The following is a 26,417-nucleotide window of genomic DNA, read 5'->3' as shown; positions in this document are numbered from 1 at the left end:
TATAAATAATTTTTAAACGCTAGAGTTGGTATATTCACTATTTTATTAAATTGAGAATAAGATTGAAAACATAAATGTATCTACTTCTAATTCAAAAACGATTTTATGTCTTTCAATTCCATTTAGCTTATTGTTTAATTTTCTCCAAAATATAAGAATGTTTGTATATTCTAATGATGTAATAGAAATAAAAACTCATCAAACTGTTGATTTTGTAGATAATCTACTTGTAAAAGCAGTGCTTTAACCAAAGAAGATTTTCCAGAATTGTTTCTACCATCCATAATTGAAACCTTTCCTAATTCTAGCGTTGGAAGGTTTTGAAATCGTCGGAAATTTTGAAAGCCAATTTTTTTCATCTTAAATTTTAATGTAAAATTCAAATCTACCAAAAATAAACCAATTTCCCAATTAATTTACAGGTAGTTTTACGTGATTTCGTACAAATATAAAAACCGCCAAACGATCTATTTTACGGTTTTCCGCATTTTGATAAAAATAGTTTTTGAAACCTATTTAAAAAGCGGTTTCGGTAGGCGTTTCTGGTTTTCGGTTTTCTTCGGTAACTAGTGCCGCTTCTTTGTTGGCGTAGTTTTTAATCATAAAATACGTAATCAAGGCTAAAGGAATTCCCAAACAACTGTTTACCATGTCGAGTACGGTTAGATTGATAAAGTCGTTGATGCTTTCGCCTTGCAATAGTCTTTTAATAAGGGTTTGCCCAAAATAATTGATTAGAATCCAGAGCGTCCACCACGTGCCAATGATGAACGAGTTGGTGTCCACTTCTTGTTTGGTAGCTTTGCTAAGCAATTCGCTGGTGTCTTCATCGAGTTCCTTCATTATTTGGTACGGTCGAAACAAACTGATGATAGGTAAAAACCAACTTCCGGCAGCCCAACCTTCTCCGTAATACGTGTTTTCAGTACGAATACTTAGGTTGTAATAGGCTCTGCGAAACCACATAATAAAAAATACCGCACTCGTTATAAAAGCTATGGTGTAGAAAATAGCTATAACTTGTTTCCGCAAATCGTTGTTTGTAATCATTTCGTCGGAAACATAAATACCGTCTTTTAAGTCCAGCAAAAGGTTGTATTGAAAATATTCTGAAATCGCCGTAATCAGGTCTAAAAACATTACTACTAGAATAGCAATCATAACATATTTGGCTCTGTTGGCGTTGGGTTTTAAAGCTTCCAGTTTGTTTGTACTAAGTAAAGCAGGTACAGGCTTCAATACATATTTCGGACAAGCCTCACCGTCAGTAGGAGTAAAGTCAGTAATGGAGCATATTTCATCGGCCTCGAAAGTTCCTTTTTTTCTATGCAAACAAGTCTTGCATTGTTCTAGTTGTTCGTTGGTCATAAAGTCTATTGGTTTGGTTTTGTCAAACGTATCAAAAATTATTTGTTTGAGCAAGAATACTTAGATTCCATTTTGGTTACTAATCGCCTTCAAATATAAAAACCGCAAAATGATGTATATTACGGTTTTCCACATTTGGGTAAAAAAAGTTTATAATCCTCTTAAAGTACTTCGTTTGCTATGCTTAGCACACTAAAGTAATTCATTTAACGTATTAGGCTTTTTCTTCAATACCATTGCCAAAATAGTTTTTGTCCATTACCTGTTGGTCTATTTCGCCTTTCACCACCCACGAAACACCGAAAGCTAGTAGCATTACCGTTTCTAGCCAATAGGTAACATTGTAATCGTCGGGCCAAGTGATGCTTTTGTCTTTAGAGCTAATGACAAAAATCACTAGCAACAGCACCATACAAGCGACCATAATCAAGGCACAAGTTTTATAGATGGGATGCGATTGCATTTTACCAAACTTTTTAGGGTCTTTAGTACGTCGGAAGTTCACAAAGGAGATGATGGCCAACGTTAGAAAGAACAAAACTGCCGCAACATAGTGAATATAACCTGTGTTTTTACTGCTAACAAAAGCCCGAAAGTTATCACTAATAGGCTCAGAGCTCGTTGGGAATATCACAACCAAAAGTGCCATAATAGCGGCAAAATTGCACATAAAATTATCACCTGGAACGTAATGGTACTTGCCCGATGTGGGTTTGCTGTACCCACGGTAGCAAAACAAAAACAAGGCCACAGCACACAAAGCACCAGTAAACAGTTCGCCAACAGTAGCATAATAAAAATGACTAATGGAATCTTTTAAGTTGCCATTGGGTTGGTAGGTTTTAGTAAAAGTAATCCAAAATGTATTATATAAAATACCCGATTCGTTGATGATGGTATTCAACAACCAAAGGCTAAAGGGTAGGAGCATTCCGATGAGTCCCACGGCACGGCGTATTTTGTGGTAGGAGATAACACGGTTTTGGTTTCCAGGATTGGTGTGGGTGTTGGGTGAGGTCATTTTGGTAAAGATTATTTTTAATGATACTTTGTTTTTCCTTTTTATCGTTTCCGATTCCTTTTGCTATATAATTAATAGTTTAAATCGAAGATGCTTTTTCTACTATGGTTTCTAGCAATCGTTTTCTTGTAGTACCATTTACAATTGAAAGATTGCATCATAGTTGACATTTGAAAAGTTTGTTTTAATCTTCATCAATGGCCCAAGTATACACTACTGTTGAGAAACCTCCTGTTTTTTGTCGGTCGATATTACCATCTTCTTCAAATTCTTTTCCAAATCGTTCAAACATTGAAATGAAACCCATATCGCGGTCGGGTACTTTGGTTAAAACTTTACCAATTAATGGCAGTGCCGCTTTGGCAATGATTAGCCAAGGGTTAGTGGTACCTAGAATATCTGAAATGGTTCCCATTGCATCTTCGCCGATTTCCTCTTGAATGTCTCTTAGTACTTCACCCACGCTTCGAACGCTGGATCTAGAGTGGCGTACATAGAAATGTACATTTAATTCTTTGGTTGCTGGTAGGGTTCTTCTCAAAAGTAAGAGTCCTTCGCTATTTGGTGTTTCATCATCAAAGTTCACCTCGTTATTTTGGCTAGGTACTATCTTGACTGTATCGACAGGCACCGTTGATAAAACCATTTTTTCTGGGTCATTTGGGTGTTCCGCCACCACAACAAAATATACTTTCCATCTTTTTTTAGGACGGTCAATTTTTAGCTGATTTAGTTCTAAACGTACTCTCATGATTATTATTTTTGGATTTGCCTACTCTATACTCCCTTTTCGGCTTACTGGTTTGTATTACAAATTAACAAGTATTTTTTCAAATGTGCATCCCTATGAATGGGGATTTTTACTTGGTTTTTAAATAGTTTGGTTTTTAGTGGTGGTAGTGGTTGGTTTTCATTTTTCGGTGAAGTCAGTATACAGTCTTTATCATGTTTACGAAGGAAACATCCCACCAGAAACAACATTTTTTTGTCATGTTGACGAAGGAAACATCCCACCAGAAACTAACCAAAGAAACTCCACCCCAACTTTGTCATGTTGACGAAGGAAACATCCCACTAGAAACTAACCAAAGAAACTCGTCCTCATCCTTCGGCTACTCCACCAAAGAAGAAGAATTCTTAAAAACATATTTTGAAAGTTTACCGCAAATTCGCAAATTATTATAAGTGAAGCGATGTCATTTTTCCATAGCTTCTCGAAACAATTTTGCTCCACTTCGTTCTACTTAATCACTCAAAGTAACGGTAGAGGAAAGTAAAGTTTTAGTGCCTTTAGGACTTGTAAAATCATAATTGTAAAAGAGAAAATTCGTCTATTTACAGCAAACGTCACTTCGAGTGTTTTTTTAAAATCGCGACTGAGCTATTTTAAAAAAAATTATCGAGAACTTAGAACTACAGAAGTCATTATTGTATAGCTTCTCGATACAATTTTACTCCACTTCGTTCCACAAAATCAATCGAAGTGACGGCAGAGGAAAGTAAAGTTTTAATGCAATTAGGACTTGTAAAATCATAGTTGTAAAATAGAAAATTCGTCAATCTACAGCCAACGTCACTTCGAGTGTTTTTTTAGAATAACGACTGAGCTATTTTAAAAAAATGTATCGAGAACTTTGGAGCAGTGGAGCTAGTTGTCAGTGTTCAGTCTTTGTCATGTTGACGAAGGAAACATCCCACTAGAAGCTAACCCACGAAACTTCACCCCAACTTTGTCATGTTGACGAAGGAAACATCCCACAAGTAACTAACCAAAGAAACTCCACCTCATCCTTCGGCCACTGCACCAAAAAAGAAGAATCCTTAAAAACATATTTTGAAAGTTAACTACAAATTCGCAAATTATTATATGTGTGGCGATGTCATTATTGTATAGCTTCTCGATACAATTTTGCTCCACTTCGTTCCAGAAAATCACTCAAAGTGACGGTAGAGGATAGTAGAGTTTTAGTGCCTTTAGGACTTGTAAAATCATAATTGTAAAAGAGAAAATTCGTCTATTTACAGCAAACGTCACTTCGAGTGTTTTTTTAAAATCGCGACTGAGCTAATTTAAAAAAAATTATCGAGAACTTAGAACTACAGAAGTCATTATTTCATCGGTTCTCGATACAATTTTGCTCCACTTCGTTCCACAAAATCACTCGAAGTGACGGCAGAGGAAAGTAGAGTTTTAGTGCCTTTAGGACTTGTAAAATCATAATTGTAAAAGAGAAAATTCGTCTATTTACAGCAAACGTCACTTCGAGTGTTTTTTTAAAATCGCGACTGAGCTATTTTAAAAAAATGTATCGAGAACTTTGATGCGGTAGAGCCAGTGGTTAGTTTTCAGTAGAGCCAGTATTCAGTTTTCAGCATCTGTTCCATTTCTACTAAAAAAAACTATAGCTGTTATTTTTGTTAATAACGCACAATGTTAGAAGTAGTTTGTAAACCAAGAAGCTTTGTTCGTTTGGATTTGTCAAACGTCTCAAAAATAATTTATTTGAGCAAGAATACTTTGGTTCCCTGATGGCTAAGAATAGTCTTCAAATATAAAAACCGCAAAATGATCTATTTTACGGTTTTCTGTAATTTGGAAATAAATATTCTTTTTAACAATAAATTATTCTTTATTAATTAGTTAGCTTCTAGGTAAATTTATTGGTAATCCAATTTTTAAACCGAAATTCATATCATCATCAGGATGAATTTTTAAATTATTTCTATTAACAAATAATAAAATTGATACTATATTCTTCTTTTCAGATTTCAAATTAAATAATAAACCAGTTTCAAAAGGATAAGATTCAGAAACATTTAAAATATCATTTTTAGTATAACCAATTTTAGTATAAACCCCTAATGTGTTCAACGAAGCATATAATTCAATTCCATATTTTTGAAGTAATCCATAGGAATACTCTTCATTATTTTTATTTTGATAGGCGGTTTTTTTATCGGTACTAACAATTGTATTGCCATTTACAGTACCAATGTTATTAGTGTATTCATAATCTTTTTTACTATAGTCATTAAAGTTTGAGTCTCTTCCAAATGTAGCAATGCCTCTTCCTATAAAGTATGATTTCTTTTTAGTTAAGTAAACATAATTATAGCTTGCTTTTACTCCAAATAAATCACCACGAGTTTCTTTAAAATTGTCACTAAAACTCGTTGTTGAAATTGAGGGATTTGAATATATATCAAATCCTTGTCTTTCATAGTAAGGTGAAAAACCAAAATAATTCGTACTAATGTAGGTCCAATTCTCTTTAAAGTATTTAATCTCAATATCATTTCTTTCTTCTGAAAAATTAGTGAGGCGGTTATAGGCTTTTTCGTAATCTTTTATTAATGCATCAATATTTAGTTCGCTAAGGGTTGTAACAGAAACAATAGGATTAGTGTTAGCAAAATTAAATGTTTTGGTTTTTGTAACATTGCCTAAATCTGTTGAGATATTAGATTTGGTTGCTATTAAATTGGCTCCAATTAATGTTGATGTTGAAGGTAAATATTTAGCAATCATTTTTTGAATCGATATACTATTGCTAGCTTCATAGCTTGTTAAAATTGCAGAAGATGAAATATCTAATGGAAATGTAACACCATTTATAGTAGTAGAATTTGTAAATTCAATAATAGAAGTTGGTATTTGAAATAATTGCATAATAATATGCAAATCAATAACATTTTTAAAAACACTATCATTAACTTTATTCAAGTATTCATAATTTTTCATCATTGTTCTTTGAGTTGTCGGATACGTTTTTGATGGGTAACCTTTTGGATTGAACTTTTTGAAACCAGGCACAAAAAAATTTAAACTCAAAGTACCTTTTCTACTTCCATCTTTTGCATCAAAAAGATAAACTCCATCAGTGACAGTGAATTGCCCATCCAGAGTCATTATAAAATTTGAATTACTATAAAGTTTTCCGTTTAAAGATAATTGCGTGTCTTTATCTTTTAATTCATAAGAAACCCCTTGTTTAATGTTGTTATCTCCCAAAATCATAAAGTTTATATCATTGATGATGGATTTATTAAATGCATTATTGCTGACTGGATTATTTATATTGATTTGAGAATATAGAAAAGGGCTCCATAGTAGTATTAATAATAATTTTGTTTTCATAATTTTAATTTGTTGGTTAATACTACAAATCAAATAGTATTTTCAAAAATAAACATCCCTACAAATGGGGATTTTTCAAAAATAAAACGCCCAACCTTTTCAGGCCGAGCGTTTTAAATTGGGTGGATTGGTACATCAGAAGAGAAATACCAACCACCAAGCGGTACTGTGATTACGAACACTAATAATCAAATCTAACTCATTTTAACTAAGTTTAAGACATTAAAAGCACCATTGTTCAACAAATACTTCACGCCATTGATCTCTTGAAAAAACTCAATAAGCAAGACGTGAAAACCGGTTCCCGAAAGGGTTGGCACCGCACTTGGAGTCAATACAGGAGTAATAACACCAGGCACAAGCGGATAAATGACTTCCTCACTTTGAGTCAACTCAAATGCTTCCGTTGCAAAATCTAACTTTAAAAAGCCTGCCTGCAAACTAAAATGCGTAGCACCATCAGCCGAACGCACTTGTTGCAAAGGATCAAAACTAGATAGACTTAAAACACCGGTCACAACATCTACAGCGATGGCAGCATTCAATACACTTCCCATAGTGGCACGAGCATTAAAATCAAAGCCCTCCAACATTGGTACAGCCATACTGTTTGACAAACCAACAGCAACATTTCGTGCACCACGCACACTAACACTGTCCAGATTCTTAATCTGTCCCATAACCTTCACAAGCCTACTCGTCAGTTTACTGTCTTTCGCTTTAAACAACATTGGTCCTAATGCAGAACGCAACAATTTTCCCGAATTCGCAATACTGCCAAACTCCGTCCCGTTTTCTCTCGTACGAGCAAACGCTGGGTCGTTCAAAATTCGATTTCTACTAACACCACCTTTGGCGCGCACAAAGAAACCATCAGTTCCTTTGTAGAAGGTAAGGTCATCTAATGTCCCTTCAACCTTAATCAAGCTTTTTAACTTTGCCATGATTTAAATATTTAAAATTATTATGAAACAAAGGTATAGCGCTAGATAAGGAGCACTTGTCAAAATTGCCGAACTCAAACACAACTTACCTAAATAGAGGCAAATAGTCTTAAAGGAAGCAAAAAGTCATAAAAAGGCCAAATCTGCCATTTTTGCCAAAATAAGAAGCTAAATCATTGATAATATATAAATTACATTGCACAATAAAGCAAAGAAAAATCATTGAAAAATAGGGCAGAGTGTATGACTAATGTATGAGGAGTGTATCAATAGTGTATGGCGAGTGTATGCTAGAAGTATACCAAAGGTATAGATGAGGTTACCAAGAGGTACTAATGAAATTTAAGAAAAAAAGCTATTTTCTAAAAAAACAACTATTTTTTATTAACATACAAATAGACGAAAATCGAACAAAAAAGAGGTATTTTGACGTAAAAAGAGGTAAAAAACACAAAAAAAACGAATTAATATCTTTGATTGTTAAAAACTTCAATTGCATCAACATCATTTTCTTGTTAGATTTGTGTTGTTCGATTTTCAAAGATGGAACACGTCAAAAACCACTATTAATTAAAACAAAATAAATGAAAAAAATGAGACTAAACAGCAGCAACAGTAAGAGTAGAAACCATGCAGAAAAGAATACTAAGAATTTGCATTACAACTAATGATATTGCAAAAATAGAAGAATGCTCGCCTCGAACCGCATCCCAAAAGATGAACGATATGCGCGTCTTTTTTAATAAAACCGAGAAGCGTTTCAAAATTACATTCAAAGAATATGCAGAATACGCGCGCATACCACTAGACGACTTAGAACCGTACCGTCTAATCCCAAGCTATGCAGTGGCATAAAAATCATTTTATCATGGTGCAAACTTCAAAAGATTGCTCATTTCCCTCAAAGTACTCCAATCGGTGTTAAAAAAAAATTAGCGAACATCATCACATTCGTTTCACCTCTGCATAAATTCCACAATTAAACATTTCAAAGATTTCTCAAATTACTCCAATCTGTGTTTAAAAAAATTAGTGAACATCATAACATCAGCAATGCATTTATAACAATTAGCCATAACCGTTACTACTACAAATAATGCGCGAAGTCAGGAGACGTTTGCGCAGCAACTAAACTTAAAAAAGAAATCCGCGTAAATCCGCGTTTGCGACAGTATCCGTTTCATCCGCGTTCCATTTAGTACAATAGAATATAAACTTTATCACTATAAATAATGCGCAAAGTCAGGTGACGTTTGCGCAGCAGTTTTTGCTCCATTTCATTCCACAAAATCAACCAAAAACTCCACTCCAACTTTGTCATATTGACGAAGGAAACATCCCACAAGAAACTAACCATAGAAACTCCACTCCAACTTTGTCATGTTGACGAAGGAAACATCCCACTAGTAACTAACCAACGAAGAGCCACCTCGTCCTTCGGCCACTCCTCCAAAGGAGGAGAATTCTTAAAAACAAATGATTAAAGTTTACCGCAAATTCGCAAATTATTATATGTGAGGCGATGTCATTTTTTCATAGGTTCTCGATATAATTTTATATTTCAAAAACTAGCGTTTTTAAAACATAATATCAGTCGAAGTGACGGCAGAGGAAAGTAAAGTTTTAGTACCTTTAGGACTTGTAAAATCATAATTGTAAAAGAGAAAATTCGCCTATTTACAGCAAACGTCACTTCGAGTGTTTTTTTAAAATCGCGACTGAGCTATTTTAAAAAAATGTATCGAGAACTTTAAACTACAGAAGTCATTATTTCATAGGTTCTCGATACAATTTTGCTCCACTTCGTTCCACAAAATCACTCGAAGTGACGGCAGAGGAAAGTAAAGTTTTTTGTGCTTCTAACAATAATAAAATCATAGTTAAAGCTATTTACTAAGCGCTGCATTATAAACACAAAACATTTCAAAGATTTCTCAAATTACTCCAATCTGTGTTTAAAAAAACATTCTGTAGCTTTGTACTCCAATAAATAAAAGATTATCGCTTCAAACTAAAATGCCCTTTATGCGTTCTGCCATCAGCACGATAAGCTACAAACCAATAATCATCGGATCATTTTTTCATAGGTTCTCGATACAATTTTGCTCCACTTCGTTCCACAAAATCACTCGAAGTGACGGTGGTTTAAAGTACAACACTATCGCTTCAAACTAAAATGCCCTTTGTGCGTTCTGCCATCGGCTCTGTAGGCAACGAACCAATAATCATCGGATACCATCAAATTACCATTATAGGTGCCATTCCAACCGGCGCTTTTGGAATTGAAAGTCGTGATGATTTTACCGTAGCGGTCATAGATTACTACTTTAAAGTCAGGTTCTTTTTCTGAATCTTTGATTCTCCAATAGTCGTTGTAGCCGTCACCATTGGGTGTAAAGTATTTGGTGTAGTACAACAACCAAATGACCTTTAAAGTAATGCCACAACCAGCTTTGTCTTTAACATAAACGGTGTATAATCCCGGTGTAAGGTTGTTGAAGTAATTCTCGTCTTGAAAGTTGGTGCCATCTAGGGAATACTCATACGAACCATTGCCTGAAGTAAGTACTGTAATGCTGTTTTCGTCTAAGGTCCAATCAGAGGTTTCAAATCCGTCAATAACCGGAAGTCCCGAATTGACTACGGTGATGTTTTGACTGAAGCTGCACGTTTGTCCGTTGTAGGTATTAGTAGCCGTTACCGCCAAATTGGTTACACCGATGGCACTAATGCTCACGGTTGGCGTCGTAGCACCGTTAGACCATAAGTAGGTAGTTGAGGGTAAATTATTTGGTGAAGCATCAATGACAGTTGGAGCAGTAGTGCAATTCAAATAGTTGGCATTCAGATTTAAACTAGGTATTTGTCCCACGGTTAAACTAAAGCTTCTCGTTTCATAACAATTGGCTAACGAATTCAGTACAACACGCGCATGAATCACTTGAGGATTGGCAGTAGGATTAAAAGCTGTTAGATTCGTAATCGCATTAGTACCATTCTGTGCGTCACTTAGCGTCGTATGGTAAGTTATCGTATAATCGCTTGGCGATTGCGTTCCTAAAATTAAGGCCGTTTGTGGGGTTAAATCAAATGTTTCATTGTTGGTAATAACCGTTTGACAATCTAAGATATCTACTGGTGGTGCTGCAACTTTGATGATAGAAGCTAAGGTACTTACATCAAACAATCGGTTGACAATATTACCACAAACGTCTTCTATTTGAAACAAATAAATAGCAGGCGGAAGGTTAGGGAAGGTATTTGAAGTCCCATTATCTAAGAAAAACGGCATTCCGTCTTTTTCTACTAAAGTGTAGCGCAACGGATTAGTTCCATTGGCTTCCACAAAAACATCTAAGGCACCACTTGAGGAACACGGTAGGCGATAGGCATCAATGAATTCTAATGCTTCGTTATAGCTTAAAGTAGGTGCTAGAATTTCGATACATTCTTTATTAGCATTGGCAGCCGTTCCTGCATTGATTTCGCTACCATTTTGGTAAGATAAGAAGGCTCGAACGATACGAAAAGTACCATTGAAATCATAATTGAAATTGGTAGCATTATTAACCAAAGCAATAGAGTTGGTAGCTGTAGGAACAGTTCCGTTAGGATAAACCGCATTCGTACTAGGATTGCCCCAAGTATCGGTAACAGGATCCAATAATTTTTGTAACCAAAACGATTGGCTTGTTGTTCCGTTACTAACAAAATTCAAGGCAATATTAAAAGAGCCACAATTCGGAATCAATGAAAAATTAGAAGTTGTTACACTATATCCTTGTACTGTTGCCGAAATGGTGTTGTTGTAATTGCATTCGTCTACACCAGCAAACGTATAATTCCCAGCTGGTAAATTGTTCATATAAAGCGCTCCATCGGATGCAATATTGAACGAAACATTGTATGGCAATGTAAATCCAGCCGGTGTTGGTGCAGCAGTAATACTTATCGAAGTTAGTTTAGAATTCAAACTCTCAATTTTGACAGCACTTGTGTTGGTAGCACAACCATTGCGAATAGTACTGGCAAAACCTTGATCAACATAGGCAGGAACTACAACCATTAATGGCGCTAAGACATCGTTGCACGTATTGGTTATTTCAATCGTATAATTTCCTAACGGTACAGGTGTTAAGGTGATGTTGCCGTTACCATCGATTAACGAAGTAATGTTGTGTGGCAAAGCAAACGGATAGTCCGATGGTGCAACCGTAACCATTCCGCTAGAAATTACATAGCCAGGTATGGTAATGTTGATAGTTCCAGTGGTAGTCAAACAACCGTTGTGCGTACCTGTTGCGGTAGGCATTGGTGGACGGTCGACAATAGTGAAGGTGATGTTTCTGATGTTTCCACAAGCATCGGTAATGGTGGCATCATACGCTCCAATTGGTGTTGGCAAGGTGTCGTTTCCGAAAGCCACTGTGTTTTGAGTATAAGGTCCGGGATAATTCGCATTGAAAACCGCAGGATTAAAACCGCTAGGAAACGAATTGAACGTTAGGTTGTAAGGCGGAAAAAAATTAGAAACCGCCAAAGTAAAGTAGTTTTTATTGCAATCTAAAGTGGTGATGGTATTGGTAACATTTATCCCATTATTAATTACAAAATTGGAGGTGTAAGTAGCGCCGCAAGCATCTAAAATAGAAAGTGAATAACTAAAACTTTGATTGATGTAATTCGTCATCGTTTGCACCAAGTTTTGCGAAGTAGGATTGCCTGAATTAAGCGTGCTGTTTAAAACCGTTGGCGTACCACCAGAAGGCGGCGTGATGGTATAAGTAATCGCAATAGGATAACCAATTACTGTTCCCGGTGCAGCCGTTAAGGTGTTGGTTACAGAAACCAAGTTGCAATTGGGAGGACTCACTTGTGCGGTTTGCGGTTGCCCGATGGTAATGCCCGTTGCATTTTGCGTTACGGTAAAAGTAGTTACCATTCCGATGCCACACGCATCAAAAACTCGTATTCTGTATACACCCACAGGCAAACCCGTGAACGTATTAGAATTCTGCAAAGGAAAAAGCACTGGACCACTAAAAATTTCATAAGAAACTGGTGTTCCTGAAATCGTATTAACGGTTATGCTACTAGTATTCGAACAAGCCTGATTCAAACTTTGCACCGAAAACGACAAAGGAACCACTGCATTGGCGATGGTGGCGTCTTGTTGTTGTTCGGTAGTAGTAGTGCCTACCGTTTCTCTTGCAATGACTCTGTAATTTCCGGCTACTAAGCCGTTAAGCGAGCTGCTAGTGGTCGTAGCCAATGGCGTAGTGGTATCAGGTAGTTTGTAGATTATGTATAAAATACTTCCACCCGGAGCGGTGTTTGTTACGGTAAAAGTTAGACTGCCGTTACCCGAGCAAGTTTCGTTAGTAGGTGTTACTACAAGGTTGAACCCAAAACTAGAAGTAATGAGTAGCAATAAAGCCACTTGGATCAATTGTTGGTACCTTTTCATAACCGAAATATACGAGCAAAAATAGGAAATGTATTTCTAAGAATATAGATAAAGTGTATTTTTTTATCGATAAAAGTATAAATTAACTTATTTTTGTAAGTAAATATGTATTATATTACAAATATGATTTCCTAATTAAAACTATTCTTACGAAAATCCCTTGGTAGTAGAACGTTTTATTCGTGTTTCTATTTCTTTTCGATGCTTTAACTTTTTAGATGTGGCGTTTAAAAAGCGAATATTTCATTAACTTTTGACAGATTTGTACAATAGGAAGTTCGTAGAAAAATGTATTTTTACGAAAATAAACGCTACTCTTTCGATATTATGAATAAACTACCAGCATTTTTTTTTTTTTTTTTACTGCTTTCTTCGCTAACCACTTGTTCCCAAAAACTTACGGATACCGCTGCAATTTATCACTATTCCGGACGAGTAGAGCGGCAGGATCAAAACAAAGCTCTTTTAATAGGTTCGGCGTCCTCAGTATCTTTTGCGTTTACAGGAACCCAATGTGCGATCAACTTAAAAAGTGTGGATTCGTATGAGCATCATAATTATGTGTCACTCGAACTTGATGGCCACTATATAGGCCGATTGAAAGTGGACGCAGGTGCTGCAAAATCTTATCCGATTGAGGTAAGCACCAAAGCTAAAACTCATAAACTTACCGTTTATAAAGCCACGGAAGCCGCTAATGGCAGCGTTTTGTTTGAAGGCACCACAGCGAGCTTAACTACTCAAAAGCACATAACGAAAAAGAAAATCGAATTCATTGGCAACTCTATTACTTGCGGAATGGGTAACGATACCAAAGAAGTTCCGTGTGACACTGGTGTTTGGTACGACCAACACAATGCTTATTGGGCTTATGGTCCGATAGTATCCCGATCTTTGAATGCTGACTACGTATTGAGTTCTGTTTCAGGAATAGGAATGTACCGCAATTGGAATGACGAGCACGAGAAAGAAGCGATTATGCCCGATGTTTACGAGAACTTATATTTGAACAAAGACACCAGTAAACCTTATAATTTTGAGTTCCAACCCGATTTGGTTAGCATTTGTTTAGGAACCAATGATTTGTCTGATGGTGATGGTAAAAAACCACGTTTGCCTTTCAATGAAGAAAAGTACGTAGCTAATTACATTGACTTTATCAAAACCGTATACCAGCACGCACCTAAAACAAGAATCGTTTTGTTAACCAGTCCGATGGTTTCAGGAACACGCAATAGTACTTTAGTGCGATGCCTCAAAAAAGTACAGGAAGCTTTCCAAAGCGATACGTTGCACCAACCCATTGCTTTATTTGAATACCAACCTATGGAACCAAAAGGCTGCGGTTATCATCCAGATATTGAAGATCACAAGCTAATGGCTGCCCAATTGGAAGCTACTTTTAAAACTTTACTTAATGAAAAATAACCGCTTTTTTTTTATAATACTGCTTTTTACTAATTGGGCAGTAGCCGATGTTACTTTGCCAAGTTTTTTTGCTGATAATATGGTCTTGCAACGCCATTCGCAAGTCCGATTATGGGGTTGGGCCAATCCGAAAGAAGCGCTTACTATCACCACGTCTTGGGATGGTGCTACCTATAAAGTAACTGCAACGAATTTAGCCGAATGGAGTACTAGCATAGCCACACCCAAAGAAGGCGGACCTTATACGATTACCCTAAAAGGATATAATGAAGTCGTTTTGAAGAACATTATGATAGGAGAAGTCTGGTTGTGTTCCGGACAATCTAATATGGAAATGACGGCCAGTTGGGGCATCTTAAATGGCGATGAAGATGTGGCACAAGCCTCGCATCCTAACCTACGTATTTTTACCGTTGCGAAAGCTTCCGCATCAGCACCACAACTTAATTTAACTGGTTCTTGGAAAACTTGCACGCCTGAAACTATGAAAAATTCGAGTGCTGTGGCTTATTTTTTTGCAAGACAATTGCAAACTTCCTTAAAAGACGTTCCAATTGGCATTATAGTATCCGCTTGGGGTGGCACTGCTGCTGAGGTTTGGATACCAGAAACCATTATAAATAAAGATGAACTCTTAAAAACTGCTGCAAGTAAACTAAATCCTAATGAGTATTGTCCCCATTTGCCAGGGACTACTTTTAATACGATGATTCATCCGTTAGTTGGCTACACGATCGCAGGAACCCTTTGGTATCAAGGCGAGAGTAATGTGGGATCGAATGCCTATGACAAAACCTTTGCGGCGCTGATAAAATCTTGGCGTCAGCTTTGGGCTAACGATTTTCCGTTTTATTTTGTACAAATCGCACCTTATAATGACGGTTATCAGCATTTTGGTAGTGTAGCGATTAGAGATTTTCAGCGTAGAACGTTACAGTTACCCAACACCGGAATGGTCGTAACATCTGATATTTCCACCACGGATGACATCCATCCTAAAGACAAAAAATCGGTAGGAATTCGATTGGCTAATTTAGCTTTAGCGAAACACTATAAAATTAGTACTGGGTTGGTAGATGGACCACTTTACAAAAATTATCGCATACAAAAAGATCGGCTACTTTTAGAGTTTGATTACGCTACCGGAATGTATTTTAAAAATAAAACCACTTCCCAATTTGAAATCGCTGGAGCGGATAACGTTTTTTATCCTGCAGATGCTATTATAAAAAATAGTATTATTGTAGTGCGTTCTAACAAAGTTAAAAATCCAACCAGAGTGAGGTTTGCTTGGAAGAATGACGCCCAATCTGACTTGTTCAATGCGGCCCATTTACCAGCATCCTCTTTCATCACCGAATAAATTATGAAACATAAAAGACTACTTATCATAGGAATTATTTCCCTAGCGACTACCACTATGAACGCACAAAATAAAGACCATTTAGACCCAAAAAAGCCTATTGAAGAACGCATTAGTTTGTTACTAAAGCAAATGACTTTAGAAGAAAAAGTCGGACAAATGAATCAGTACAACGGCTTTTGGGAAGTAACGGGTCCGTCACCCAAAGGAGGAGATGCCGAAGTGAAGTACGAACACCTTCGTAAAGGTTGGGTAGGTTCGATGCTTTCTGTGCGCGGTGTAAAAAATGTAAAAGCAGTTCAGAAAATAGCGGTAGAAGAATCGCGTTTGGGTATTCCCTTAATCATTGGTTTTGATGTCATTCACGGGTATAAAACTCTTAGTCCGATTCCGTTAGCCGAGGCCGCTAGTTGGGATTTAGAAGCCATTAAAAAGTCGGCACAAGTAGCTGCCGACGAAGCATCTGCCGCAGGAATCAATTGGACGTTCGGTCCGATGATGGATGTAGCTCGCGATGCAAGATGGGGTAGAGTTATGGAAGGTTCGGGTGAAGATCCTTATTTAGGAAGTAAAATTGCGGTTGCGCGAGTAAAAGGTTTTCAAGGCGAAACTACAGCCGATTTGGCTAAGGTCAATACTCTTGCGTCTTGTGCCAAACATTTTGCAGCCTACGGTTTTGCAGAAGCAGGAAGAGATTACAACACGGTAGACATTAGTACGTCGACACTTTATAATGTAGTACTTCCGCCATTCAAAGCGGCTAAGGAAGCCGGTGTACGTACTTATATGAATTCGTTTAATATTTTGAATGGCATTCCAGCCACAGGCAATAGCTTTTTGCAACGTACTATTTTGAAAGGCGACTGGAAGTTTGATGGTTTTATAGTAACCGATTGGGCGTCGATTAGAGAAATGAAAAGCCACGGTTTTGCTAAAGATGCTGCTGATGCTAGTGCTAAAGCCGTACTTGCAGGAGCAGATATGGATATGGAATCTCATTATTATGTAGCCGAATTGGTAAAATTAGTACAATCCGGTCAGGTAAAAGAAGCTTTGATTGACGACGCTGTACGCCGCATCTTGCGTGTAAAATTCGAATTAGGTTTGTTTGATAATCCGTATAAATATTGTGATGAGGTAAGAGAGCAGCAAGTTATTGGTAGCAAAGCCAATAATGAGGCCGTTTTGGATATGGCTAAAAAATCGATTGTCTTATTGAAAAACGAAAAGTCGCTGTTGCCATTAAAAAAGAGCGGACAAAAAATTGTATTGATTGGTGCTTTGGCTAGTGATAAAACTAGTCCGTTAGGCAGTTGGAGAATTGCCTCCGATGACGAAACCGCAATATCCGTATTGGAAGGAATGCAAGCTTACAAAGGCAATACCTTAACTTATGAAAAAGGCGCTGCTCTTACGGTTGGTAAAACTACTTTCATTGATGAATTAGTATTCAATACCACAGACAAAAGTGGTTTTGAAGCCGCTCAGAATGCTGCTAAGAACGCTGATGTTGTGGTTATGGTTTTGGGTGAGCACGGTTTTCAATCGGGTGAGGCACGCAGTCGCACCAATTTAGATTTACCAGGTGTGCAACAAGAATTACTGGAAGCAGTTTATAAAGTCAATCCGAATATTGTTTTAGTATTAAATAATGGTCGTCCGTTAGCCTTACCTTGGGCTAGTGAGCACGTGCCAGCTATTGTAGAAGCTTGGCAATTGGGTACGCAAACCGGAGCTGCTGTAGCGCAAGTGCTTTATGGCGATTACAATCCGAGTGGTAAATTACCGATGAGTTTTCCGAGAAACGTTGGTCAGTGTCCGATTTACTACAATAATTACAATACCGGAAGACCTATTAATGCAGAGAAAAATGTGTTTTGGTCGCATTATTCTGATGTAGAAAAAACGCCTTTATATCCGTTTGGTTTTGGTTTAAGTTATACCACTTTTGACTATAAGAATTTAAAAGTCACACCAACGGCTAGTGTGAAAGGTGGTGTGGTGCAAGTTACAGTTGAGGTAAGCAATATAGGCGCCTATGACGGAAAAGAAGTCGTGCAATTGTATATCCACGATGAGGTAGCGAGTTTGGCGCGACCGGTTTTAGAACTAAAAGGATTTGAATTGGTAGCTCTTAAAAAAGGCGAAACCAAAACCATTAGCTTTCAATTGACCGATAAAGAATTAGGATTTTATGATAACGAAGGTCGTTATTTAGTAGAAGCAGGAACGTTCAAAGTAAGAGTAGGAGGAAGTTCGGATAAAGGATTGGAGGGTAGGTTTGAGTTGGGGTTTTAGTGATCAGTGATCAGTGTTCAGTGATCAGTGATCAGTGTTCAGTTTTCAGTGTTCAGTTTTCAGTTGTAGGTTGTGGGTTGTGGGTTGTCAGTTTTTGGCGATTAGTGTTTATTTTTCAGATTGCTGTATTTACTAGTTATACTTTAATTGTTTGTAATTTATGGAATATAATAGGAGTGGGAAGAGTGGTTTGTTGTTGCCTAAATTGTCTTTGGGTTTGTGGCATAATTTTGGTTCGGTGGATGATTTTTCGAATGGTGAAGCTATTGTAAAAGCGGCTTTTGATCAAGGTATTACGCACTTTGATTTGGCTAATAATTATGGACCAATTCCGGGTTCGGCAGAAACTAATTTTGGTACTATTTTGAAAAATAATTTCCAAGGTGCTCTTCGTGACGAATTAATTGTTACAACCAAAGCTGGTTATAAAATGTGGGATGGACCTTATGGTGATTGGGGTTCGAGAAAATATTTATTATCGAGTTTGGATCAGAGTTTGAAGCGCCTGCAATTGGATTATGTGGATATTTTTTATTCTCACAGGTTTGATCCAGAAACACCTTTAGAAGAAACAATGATGGCTTTGGATTACGCAGTAAAAAGCGGTAAAGCTTTATACGCTGGAATTTCGAATTACAATCCAGAACAAACAAAACGTGCTACTGCTATTCTAAAACATTTAGGAACACCTTGTTTGATTCATCAAGGCAAATATTCGATGCTGCATCGTGAACCTGAAAACGGTTTGCTTGATGTACTTGAAGAAGAAGGTGTTGGTTTTGTTGCCTTTACACCACTAGAACAAGGACTTTTAACCGATAAATATTTGAACGGCATTCCTGAAAATTCTAGAGCAGTTAATCCGAACGGACATTTACAAACCGAGCATATTACTGCTGAAAAGCTGCATAAAATTAAGGCTTTAAACGAACTTGCCAAAAAGCGGGACCAATCGTTGGCCCAGATGGCTTTGGCGTGGTTACTAAAAGATTCTCGCGTAACCTCAGTAGCGATAGGAGCCAGTTCGGTTGCGCAACTGAATGACTCCTTACAATGCCAGCAAAATTTATCTTTTTCTGCCGATGAGTTGGCCATGATAACTACTATTTTGGAAACAACCTAATGCAACTGAAATAGCTTTATTTTATTTTCGTTAATCTTAGCGTTACCACATCGTGTGCGCTAACTTTTGCTTTAAAAACCGTTTTGGTAGTTTTTAAATCCTTTTTATTCCACAAATCCCTGATGGCATAATTTGTAGTTTCAAATGAAGTATTCAGATTAAAAACAGTATCGGTTATGGGGTTCTTGCTCCAATCAAAGTTGATTTCTTTTTCGGAAGTACTTTTATTAAAAAACGATACCGCCCAATCTCCATTTTGAAGTGGTTTGACCCAAATAGCCAAGCCATCAGTTTCACTGTATTTGAACCCTTGAATACCTAAAACATCTTGATTTATGGCGATAAGTTCTTTGTTTGTTAAAATTTCCTTGGTCTGTGGCGTCATTTTTCTCAAATCATTTCCTGCAATTAAAGGTGAGGACAGAAGACACCAAAGAGCAAAATGCGATTTATCTTCTTGGTAAGTCATTCCGTTGCCCACTTCTAGCATGTCAAAATCGTTCCAGTGGTCAGGACCGGAATATTGACGAATGTCTTTTCGCATTTCAGCAATTTTGAAAAAGCCCCACGACGACCAGCTTCCGTGACTAAATTCACAATCATAACAAGGATAGATATCGCCTGAAATACGCCAAGAGTTGGCAATTGCTTTACCGAAAGTCCAAGGTTGGTTGTCACCCCATTCGCACATGTTGAACAAGATTGGTTTTTTAGCACTTTTCAAAGCATTGCTCATTGTTGTATAAGCTTCTTTTGCGGTAATTCCTTCGGTATTGCACCAATCGTATTTTAGAAAATCGATGTCTAAACTAGCATAAAATCGGGCATCTTGGTATTCATACCCACGAGTTCCGGGATAACCTGCACAAGTTTTTATTCCCGCACAATTGTACAATCCAAACTTTAACCCTTTGGCGTGTACATAATCCACCAAAGCCTTCATTCCAGATGGAAATTTTATTGGATCCGCTACAAGGTCACCGTTGCCATCACGTTCTTTAGCCATCCAGCCATCGTCTAATACAATATAGCTAAAGCCAGCGTCTTTCATACCTGATGTTACCATATAGTCGGCTGTTTCTTTGACTAACTTTTCATCAATTTGCGTTTCAAACGTGTTCCAAGAATTCCATCCCATTGGAGGCGTTTTGGCTAGACCTTCGTATTTTACCGTTTCTTGTTTGGTGGTATTTCCTTGACCAAAAGCTGCTAGTGAAATAGCAACTGTAAGGATTGTGATTTTTATTTTATTCATATTGATTAGTTAAAAAAAGACCCCGAATTGACAAAATTCAGGGCCTAACGCAAAAAAATATTTAAACCTAAACTCAAATTTAATTTAATACAAAACCAACATCGTCGATGTATAATTTATCACCGCCATCGTTGTTGAATTCTTGAAAAACAATTTCGTTAATAAAAGCTGGCGCACCACCTAACTCCGAGAACGGAATAACGAATGATTTCCAGTTGCTGTCAAAAGTAATTTCTTTTCCAGCACCATAATTATTGTTGATAACCACTTTGAATTTACCCGTTTCTTTGGTACTTTTAAAAGACACTCTGATTCCAGAATACCCAGCTGTTGCTACAGGCGTTCCATACATTGGAAATTTGAAGCCTGTATATCCAGTAAATTGTGCTCTGATAGAACTTTCTCCTTGAATTTTCACATCGGTATCTACTACAAAACCACTTCCGTCCCAAGGACCTAAATAATTTTCAACAAAAGGAGCAGCGGTATCATCATAAATAGCGGTTCCTACAGCTTGCGTACTTGTGCTAGAACCCGAAATAGTTGTTACTGTCACGTATTGATTAGTAGCGCCTGCAGGTACTTGCACTTGAATTTGCGTCAAAGAACTTGAAAGCACTGTAGCATTTGTTGTTCCAAATCGTACCGTTGGGTTCAAAAAGAAGTTACCATAAATCGTCACTGTGCTTCCTGCTGCTGCATTGATTGGATTATAGCTACCTAAAACTGGAGCTGGTGGCGCAATTACAAATCCGAAAGTAGCCGTTCCGTATTCCGTTACTACTTTTAGTTGGTCTGTAGCATTCGCATAAGGCGTATTAATATCAACTGTTACGAAAATTTCTGTATCGGTCACCAAATTAGGATTGAAATACGTGTCTTTTTCGTTGAAGTAGATTTTTTTAGTGGTTTTAAAGCCCGAACCTCTAATGATGTAAAGGTTATTCGCAAAACCTTGTGTAATTGGTGTTAAATCAGAAGGAGAACCATCGGGATTAACCGAGGCTGCAACGCTGTTGATGACTGGTGGCGCCGTGCTGCCGCTTTCGTCATCGTTATTACTACATGCTAAAAATAAAGATGTAGCCAGCGAAACAACCAATAATTTTAGTATGCTTTTGAATTTAAAATTTTTCATATTTTAATAGGTTTTAATTAAAAATTATAAGGAACAGGAGGTTGTAGTAAAAGTGGATTTTTAGCCACCTCATTGTCTGGATAGTCAATTAAGAAGTCGCCTTCTTCTGGCGTGTAATATTCTGCTCCAAATTGATTTCCTCTGTTTTGTGCCGACATAATTGCGATGGCTTGTGCTCTTGGAATTCTACCTAAATCAAACCAATAGTCACCTTCAAAGCAAAGTTCTAAACGTCTTTCTCTTAAGATATCATTGAATGTGAAAGAGGTTAGGTTACTAAGACCTGCTCTGTTTCTAACAGCATTGATAGAAGCTAAAGCCGATGCATCAGAAGTACTTGCTGCTCCTGCCAATGTCGCCTCCGCGTGAATTAAAAGTAAATCAGCATAGCGCATAATGTAAGTGTTGTTGTCCATCATTGCCCAGTTGTCTGCTGGTCCGGTTGCTGCACCATTTACCACACCAATACAATATTTTTTGATAGCAGATCCAGCACCTTGTCCGCCAATAAGACCTGCTGCAGGTACGACCAACGTACCACCACTTGGAGCCACTTTGATTTCAGGATATGTATCACCAGGTAGCATGATCGTTTGTTTTCTTCTCAAATCACCAGCACTGTAAGCATTCATAATGTCCTGCGAAGGAGCAAAAACACCACCATAAGAAGCATTTGAAGTAGAAATGGTTCCGTTGCTAATACCAAACTGCGTGTTACAGTTGTTGGCCGAGCCATAGTTTCCGTCGCCTTTCCATTGTAGTGCAAAGATTGATTCTTCGTTGTTGTTGTTCGTATAAGAAAACAAGTCACCAAAAGATTTTGTTGGCAACATTGGACCACCTAAAAGTTTGAATTCACCACTGCTAATAACCTCTTCAGCCATAGTTTTAGCCAACAAGTATTTTTGTTGGTATAAGTATACTTTAGCCAACATAGACTTAGCAGAACCTTTAGACACACGACCATTAGCCGTATAATTAGCTGTTCTTACTTTAGCAGCAAGTAAATCCGCCGCTTTTAAATAATCGTTTTCTATTAAAGTATAAATGTCTTGTACTCTGTTGGTATTGATTATTGGACTACTTGCATAGTCAAGGTTGTTTTCGATGATTGGCACAGCACCCCATAATCTTACTAAATAGAAGTAAGCCGTTGCTCTCATAAAATAAGCTTCCCCAACCGTATTGTTTAAAACATCTGCACTTACAGCAGGACCAACTCTGTCCGGAAGGAAATTGATGATCGAGTTTGCTTGTGCGACATTTGCCCATAGTGCACTCCAACCATTAACAAGTTCGGGATCACTGCCTGTTAGCGAAAAAGTTCTCATTGCGTTTACGTCGCTTGAGTTGGTATACATGTTTCCAGAACCTACTTCGGCAATAGCATAAAAGAATTTGTTATTAAATTGAAACCAAGTTCTGCTATACAATCCGTTGGTTGCCGACATCACTTGTTCGTTAGAGCTATAGTAAGCGTCTAAACTGATAGCATCCTCTGGTGGTCTATCGGTAAATTCTTCTTGACAAGAACTAAATACTAACACTACAAATGCAACAGTTAGCAATTTGTATTTGGTAAATAAATTTTTCATTTTCATTTTTTTTATATTTAAAATTCTATGTTAACTCCTACTGAATATGTTCTAGGCGAAGGATATCTACCGTTATCAATTCCGGTAAGAAGTGGGTTTTGATTGAACGAACCAATTTCAGGGTCATATCCTGTGTATTTTGTAAACGTGTATAAGTTTTGAACACTTCCGTATAATCTAACTCTTGACATTTTAACTTTAGACACCACCTCTTGAGGTAAAGTAAATCCGAAAGTTATGTTTTGAATTCTAAGGTAAGAACCATCTTCAACGTAGCGGTCAGAAATAAGGATGTTGGTGTTACTTGTATTTCCGATAGGTCTTGGAATGTCGGTATTGGTATTCGTTGGCGTCCAATAATTTAAAGCTTCCACCAATTGGTTTTGGAATAAACTTCCGTTTAGAGTACCATTTCTTCTAGTTAAATTCAAGATATCATTTCCGTAAGAACCTTGACAGAATACTGATAAATCAAAGTATTTGTATTTGAAATTATTGGTAAAACCAAAAGTAAATTTAGGATGTGGGTTACCAATGAATGTTTTGTCATTTTGGTCGATTTTTCCATCGCCATTAACATCTTTATATTTGATATCACCCAAATAGGTTTGCCCTGCCAATGGTCCGACTGATTGTCCGAATTGTAAAGGCGCATTATTTAAAGTAGTTAAATCGTTGAAAATACCTTCTGTAACATAACCATAAAACATTCCGATTGGATTTCCAACGACAGTGTTCGTAACTACTACAGGTTGAAAACCATTAGTGTTTACTTCTTGTGTTAATGGAAGTCCGTCTTTGATTGAAAGCAACTCATTTTTGTAGTGCGAGAATACAAGCGACGAATTATAAGAAAAGTTACCTGTTCCTTTAGTATTGTATCCTACAGTAATGTCGTAACCTCTGTTTTGCATTTCTCCTAAATTAGAGTAAGGCGCTGAAATTCCACCATATTGAGAACCACCACCTGTAAGGTACAACGGAAGCGGAACTTGGAATAAGAAGTCCTTAGATTTTTTATTATACAAATCCACATTTACTGACAATCTTGAATCGAATAAAGTAAAATCCAATCCTAAGTTAGTTTGTACCAATGATTCCCAAGTCAAATCAGGATTTGGAATGTTAGACACGAGGAATCCTGAACCCAAGCCCGAGTTTTGCTGGTTTAACAAAGCCGTATATAAATTGTTTCCAATTTGTTGGTTACCTGTGGTACCGTATCCGACTCTGAATTTGATGTTATCAATGTATTTTTTAGTGTTTGCCATAAACGCTTCATTAGACAGTTTCCATGAAGCTGCAAATGATGAAAACACTCCTTTTTGGTTGTTAGTAGCTGGATCAAATTTAGAAGAAATATCTTCACGAATCGAGGCAGAGAAACTGTAACGGTCATTAAAATCATAAAGCAAACGACCAAATAACGACGATAAAGATTGACTTCCTTTGTATCCTGTTGCCGTTGTATTGGCTGGAGTTGCAAGATTTAAAGTATAAATGTCATTGGTTTGAAATCCTTGTGCGCTGACCAAGATTCCTTCCCAGTGCGCATCATTTGACTCTTGTCCGGCCAATAAAGTGAACTTATGGTTTTTGATAGCAAAGTCATAAGTCAACAAGTTTTTTAAGTTGGTTGAATACCAATTTTGTCTGCGTTCGTTTAAGTCAGCCGTAAGGTTAAACTGCGAACCAAAATTATAAGAAGGAGCAAATTCGGTATTTTCATTGAATTCGGTATTTGCACTTACTTCCAGTCTGTATTTTAATCCTTTAAGAATACTTGCTTCAGCATATAGATTCCCTAAAAAGTTTTTTCTCACAAGTTTGTTCTTTTTAGTCAAAGCTTCTGCAACTGGGTTGAAGTACACACCACCTGTTTGACCATCAAGAGGCGCTGCAAACGAACCATCGCTGTTTCGAATCGGGATATCTGGCGCTTGCAATAATGTATTGCTAATTAATCCACCATAACTTTGATTAATAGTTATTTTTTCATTGGTAACTCCAGTATTGACGTTGGTACCCACTTTAAGCCAATCCTTTACTTTAGAATCTAAGTTCAAACGCATGGTATATCTTTTGTAACCCGAACCTAGGAGTGTTCCTTCTTGGTCTAAGAATCCAGTAGATAAATAGTAGTTCGTGCCATCTTTAGCACCAGAAAATGAAATTTGATGACTTTTAGCCATTGCAATTCTGTATACTTCGTCTTGCCAATCGGTTCCAGAACCTAATAATTCTGGGTGAGCGAATTCCGGACGCGGTACAGCACCAAATAAAGCTGCTAATTGATTTTGATGTTGTGCATATTGTTGCAAGTTAAATACATCCAATGTTTTGAAGATGGATTGTACTGAGGTAAAGCCTTCATAAGCAATTTTTCCAGTTCCTTTTTTACCAGATTTGGTTGTGATGATGATTACTCCGTTAGCACCTCTAGAACCGTAGATAGCAGTTGCAGAAGCATCTTTAAGAATATCTATAGACTGAATATCATTGGGGTTAATCATTGAAAGCGGACTCACGGCATTGTTACCGCTGTTTCCGTTAGCAGAGAAGTCGTTACCCGCAACAGGTCGGCCACTTGTTGCTCTACCAGTAGCATCACCAGAAACAGGAACACCATCTATAATATAAAGCGGTTCGTTGGTTCCATTTATAGAAGTAGTTCCTCTTACTCTTATAGAAACTGCACCGCCAGGTTGACCACTGTTATTGGTTACCGATACACCAGATACTTTACCTTGAAGCATTTGGTCTACAGAAACTTGTTTTAAATTTTCAATATCTTTCGTTTTGATTGAAGAAATAGAAGAGTTCAGGTCGTTTCTTTTTTGCGAACCGTACCCAATTAACACCACTTCTTTAAGTGTTTCTGCATTTTCAGAAAGCACTACATTGATTTGTTTTTTGCCGTTTACACTAACTTCTTTGGTTTCAAAGCCGATAAAACTAAATTGTAATACTGCATTTTTTTCTACTTGAATGGAGTAGTTACCATCCATTGTAGTTGATGTCGATGTTGCTGCGCCTTTTACTTTAACGTTTACACCAGGCAAAGTTGTTCCTTTGTTGTCAGCAACCGTTCCAGTAACGGTAACATTTTGTGCATTTGATAATGAAATGGCACCCAAAAAAAGTAATAGCAGCATCTTATTCTTTTTGTGTGTCCATTGAGTGAGATAATAAAGTAAATCCCTCATAATTAATTAGTTTTGTTAAGATTAGTAAATTCATAATAAATACTGAATAAAATTTCACTTTGTATAATTTTAT

The 26,417-nt window shown here is 37.1% G+C and carries 15 protein-coding genes; 4 read left to right on the top strand and 11 right to left on the bottom strand.

The features are described 5' to 3' along the window. Window positions 1-170: 170 nt before the first annotated feature. From Q0050_RS02175 to Q0050_RS02145, 7 genes are all read right to left on the bottom strand, one after another. Window positions 171-359 (bottom strand): AAA family ATPase, encoded by a 189-nt coding sequence (locus Q0050_RS02175; RefSeq protein ID WP_298392222.1) that lies wholly within the window; start codon window positions 357-359, stop codon window positions 171-173. Between the two features lie 157 nt (window positions 360-516). Continuing rightward, window positions 517-1,368, bottom strand: coding sequence for a DUF4328 domain-containing protein (locus Q0050_RS02170; RefSeq protein WP_298392220.1), 852 nt, complete (start codon window positions 1,366-1,368; stop codon window positions 517-519). A gap of 214 nt (window positions 1,369-1,582) precedes the next feature. After that, window positions 1,583-2,389, bottom strand: a complete 807-nt coding sequence (locus Q0050_RS02165) for a hypothetical protein (protein ID WP_298392219.1) — start codon at window positions 2,387-2,389, stop codon at window positions 1,583-1,585. Window positions 2,390-2,573: 184 nt separating this feature from the next. After that, entirely contained in the window at window positions 2,574-3,140 is a 567-nt protein-coding gene (locus tag Q0050_RS02160) for a hypothetical protein (protein WP_298392217.1), read from the bottom strand. Between the two features lie 1,890 nt (window positions 3,141-5,030). Continuing rightward, window positions 5,031-6,527, bottom strand: coding sequence for a hypothetical protein (locus Q0050_RS02155; RefSeq protein ID WP_298392215.1), 1,497 nt, complete (start codon window positions 6,525-6,527; stop codon window positions 5,031-5,033). Window positions 6,528-6,721: 194 nt separating this feature from the next. Beyond that, a complete protein-coding gene (locus tag Q0050_RS02150) occupies window positions 6,722-7,354 on the bottom strand; it encodes a hypothetical protein (RefSeq protein ID WP_298392213.1) in 633 nt (210 codons plus the stop codon). Window positions 7,355-9,629: 2,275 nt separating this feature from the next. After that, entirely contained in the window at window positions 9,630-12,938 is a 3,309-nt protein-coding gene (locus Q0050_RS02145) for a T9SS type B sorting domain-containing protein (protein WP_298392211.1), read from the bottom strand. Between the two features lie 288 nt (window positions 12,939-13,226). Here Q0050_RS02145 and Q0050_RS02140 point away from each other — a divergent pair, with 288 nt between their 5' ends. From Q0050_RS02140 to Q0050_RS02125, 4 genes are all read left to right on the top strand, one after another. Next, the gene (locus Q0050_RS02140) at window positions 13,227-14,366 is read left to right on the top strand and encodes an SGNH/GDSL hydrolase family protein (protein ID WP_298392209.1); all 1,140 of its coding nucleotides are present in this window, start codon (window positions 13,227-13,229) and stop codon (window positions 14,364-14,366) included. After that, a complete protein-coding gene (locus tag Q0050_RS02135) occupies window positions 14,356-15,729 on the top strand; it encodes a sialate O-acetylesterase (RefSeq protein WP_298392207.1) in 1,374 nt (457 codons plus the stop codon). Before Q0050_RS02140 ends, Q0050_RS02135 begins: the two co-directional genes overlap by 11 nt. A gap of 3 nt (window positions 15,730-15,732) precedes the next feature. Beyond that, complete coding sequence (gene bglX, locus Q0050_RS02130) at window positions 15,733-18,027, top strand: beta-glucosidase BglX (RefSeq protein ID WP_298392205.1); 2,295 nt, start codon at window positions 15,733-15,735, stop codon at window positions 18,025-18,027. A 160-nt stretch (window positions 18,028-18,187) separates the two neighbouring features. After that, entirely contained in the window at window positions 18,188-19,150 is a 963-nt protein-coding gene (locus tag Q0050_RS02125; protein WP_298392203.1) for an aldo/keto reductase, read from the top strand. A gap of 16 nt (window positions 19,151-19,166) precedes the next feature. Here Q0050_RS02125 and Q0050_RS02120 read toward each other — a convergent pair whose 3' ends face one another. From Q0050_RS02120 to Q0050_RS02105, 4 genes are all read right to left on the bottom strand, one after another. Beyond that, window positions 19,167-20,405: a glycoside hydrolase family 27 protein gene (locus Q0050_RS02120; RefSeq protein ID WP_298392201.1), complete on the bottom strand. Its 1,239-nt coding sequence runs from the start codon at window positions 20,403-20,405 to the stop codon at window positions 19,167-19,169. A 79-nt stretch (window positions 20,406-20,484) separates the two neighbouring features. Continuing rightward, window positions 20,485-21,543: an IPT/TIG domain-containing protein gene (locus Q0050_RS02115; RefSeq protein WP_298392199.1), complete on the bottom strand. Its 1,059-nt coding sequence runs from the start codon at window positions 21,541-21,543 to the stop codon at window positions 20,485-20,487. A 17-nt stretch (window positions 21,544-21,560) separates the two neighbouring features. Next, complete coding sequence (locus tag Q0050_RS02110; protein ID WP_298392197.1) at window positions 21,561-23,138, bottom strand: RagB/SusD family nutrient uptake outer membrane protein; 1,578 nt, start codon at window positions 23,136-23,138, stop codon at window positions 21,561-21,563. 17 nt (window positions 23,139-23,155) lie between these two features. After that, window positions 23,156-26,344 carry a TonB-dependent receptor gene (locus tag Q0050_RS02105; protein ID WP_298392195.1) on the bottom strand — a complete coding sequence of 1,063 codons (3,189 nt, stop codon included), beginning with the start codon at window positions 26,342-26,344 and terminating at the stop codon, window positions 23,156-23,158. Window positions 26,345-26,417: the final 73 nt, after the last annotated feature.

Source organism: Flavobacterium sp. (assembly GCF_027483985.1).
GTDB lineage: Bacteria > Bacteroidota > Bacteroidia > Flavobacteriales > Flavobacteriaceae > Flavobacterium.
The sequence above is the reverse complement of the archived record's forward strand: the minus strand, read 5'-3'. Positions and strand labels throughout refer to the sequence as shown.

Coding starts and splice junctions, on each gene's coding strand:
- Q0050_RS02175 (WP_298392222.1), bottom strand. CDS start 359: ATGAAAAAAATTGGCTTTCAAAATTTCCGACGATTTCAAAACCTTCCA.
- Q0050_RS02170 (WP_298392220.1), bottom strand. CDS start 1,368: ATGACCAACGAACAACTAGAACAATGCAAGACTTGTTTGCATAGAAAA.
- Q0050_RS02165 (WP_298392219.1), bottom strand. CDS start 2,389: ATGACCTCACCCAACACCCACACCAATCCTGGAAACCAAAACCGTGTT.
- Q0050_RS02160 (WP_298392217.1), bottom strand. CDS start 3,140: ATGAGAGTACGTTTAGAACTAAATCAGCTAAAAATTGACCGTCCTAAA.
- Q0050_RS02155 (WP_298392215.1), bottom strand. CDS start 6,527: ATGAAAACAAAATTATTATTAATACTACTATGGAGCCCTTTTCTATAT.
- Q0050_RS02145 (WP_298392211.1), bottom strand. CDS start 12,938: ATGAAAAGGTACCAACAATTGATCCAAGTGGCTTTATTGCTACTCATT.
- Q0050_RS02140 (WP_298392209.1), top strand. CDS start 13,227: ATGTATTTTTACGAAAATAAACGCTACTCTTTCGATATTATGAATAAA.
- Q0050_RS02135 (WP_298392207.1), top strand. CDS start 14,356: ATGAAAAATAACCGCTTTTTTTTTATAATACTGCTTTTTACTAATTGG.
- bglX (WP_298392205.1), top strand. CDS start 15,733: ATGAAACATAAAAGACTACTTATCATAGGAATTATTTCCCTAGCGACT.
- Q0050_RS02125 (WP_298392203.1), top strand. CDS start 18,188: ATGGAATATAATAGGAGTGGGAAGAGTGGTTTGTTGTTGCCTAAATTG.
- Q0050_RS02120 (WP_298392201.1), bottom strand. CDS start 20,405: ATGAATAAAATAAAAATCACAATCCTTACAGTTGCTATTTCACTAGCA.
- Q0050_RS02115 (WP_298392199.1), bottom strand. CDS start 21,543: ATGAAAAATTTTAAATTCAAAAGCATACTAAAATTATTGGTTGTTTCG.
- Q0050_RS02110 (WP_298392197.1), bottom strand. CDS start 23,138: ATGAAAAATTTATTTACCAAATACAAATTGCTAACTGTTGCATTTGTA.
- Q0050_RS02105 (WP_298392195.1), bottom strand. CDS start 26,344: ATGAGGGATTTACTTTATTATCTCACTCAATGGACACACAAAAAGAAT.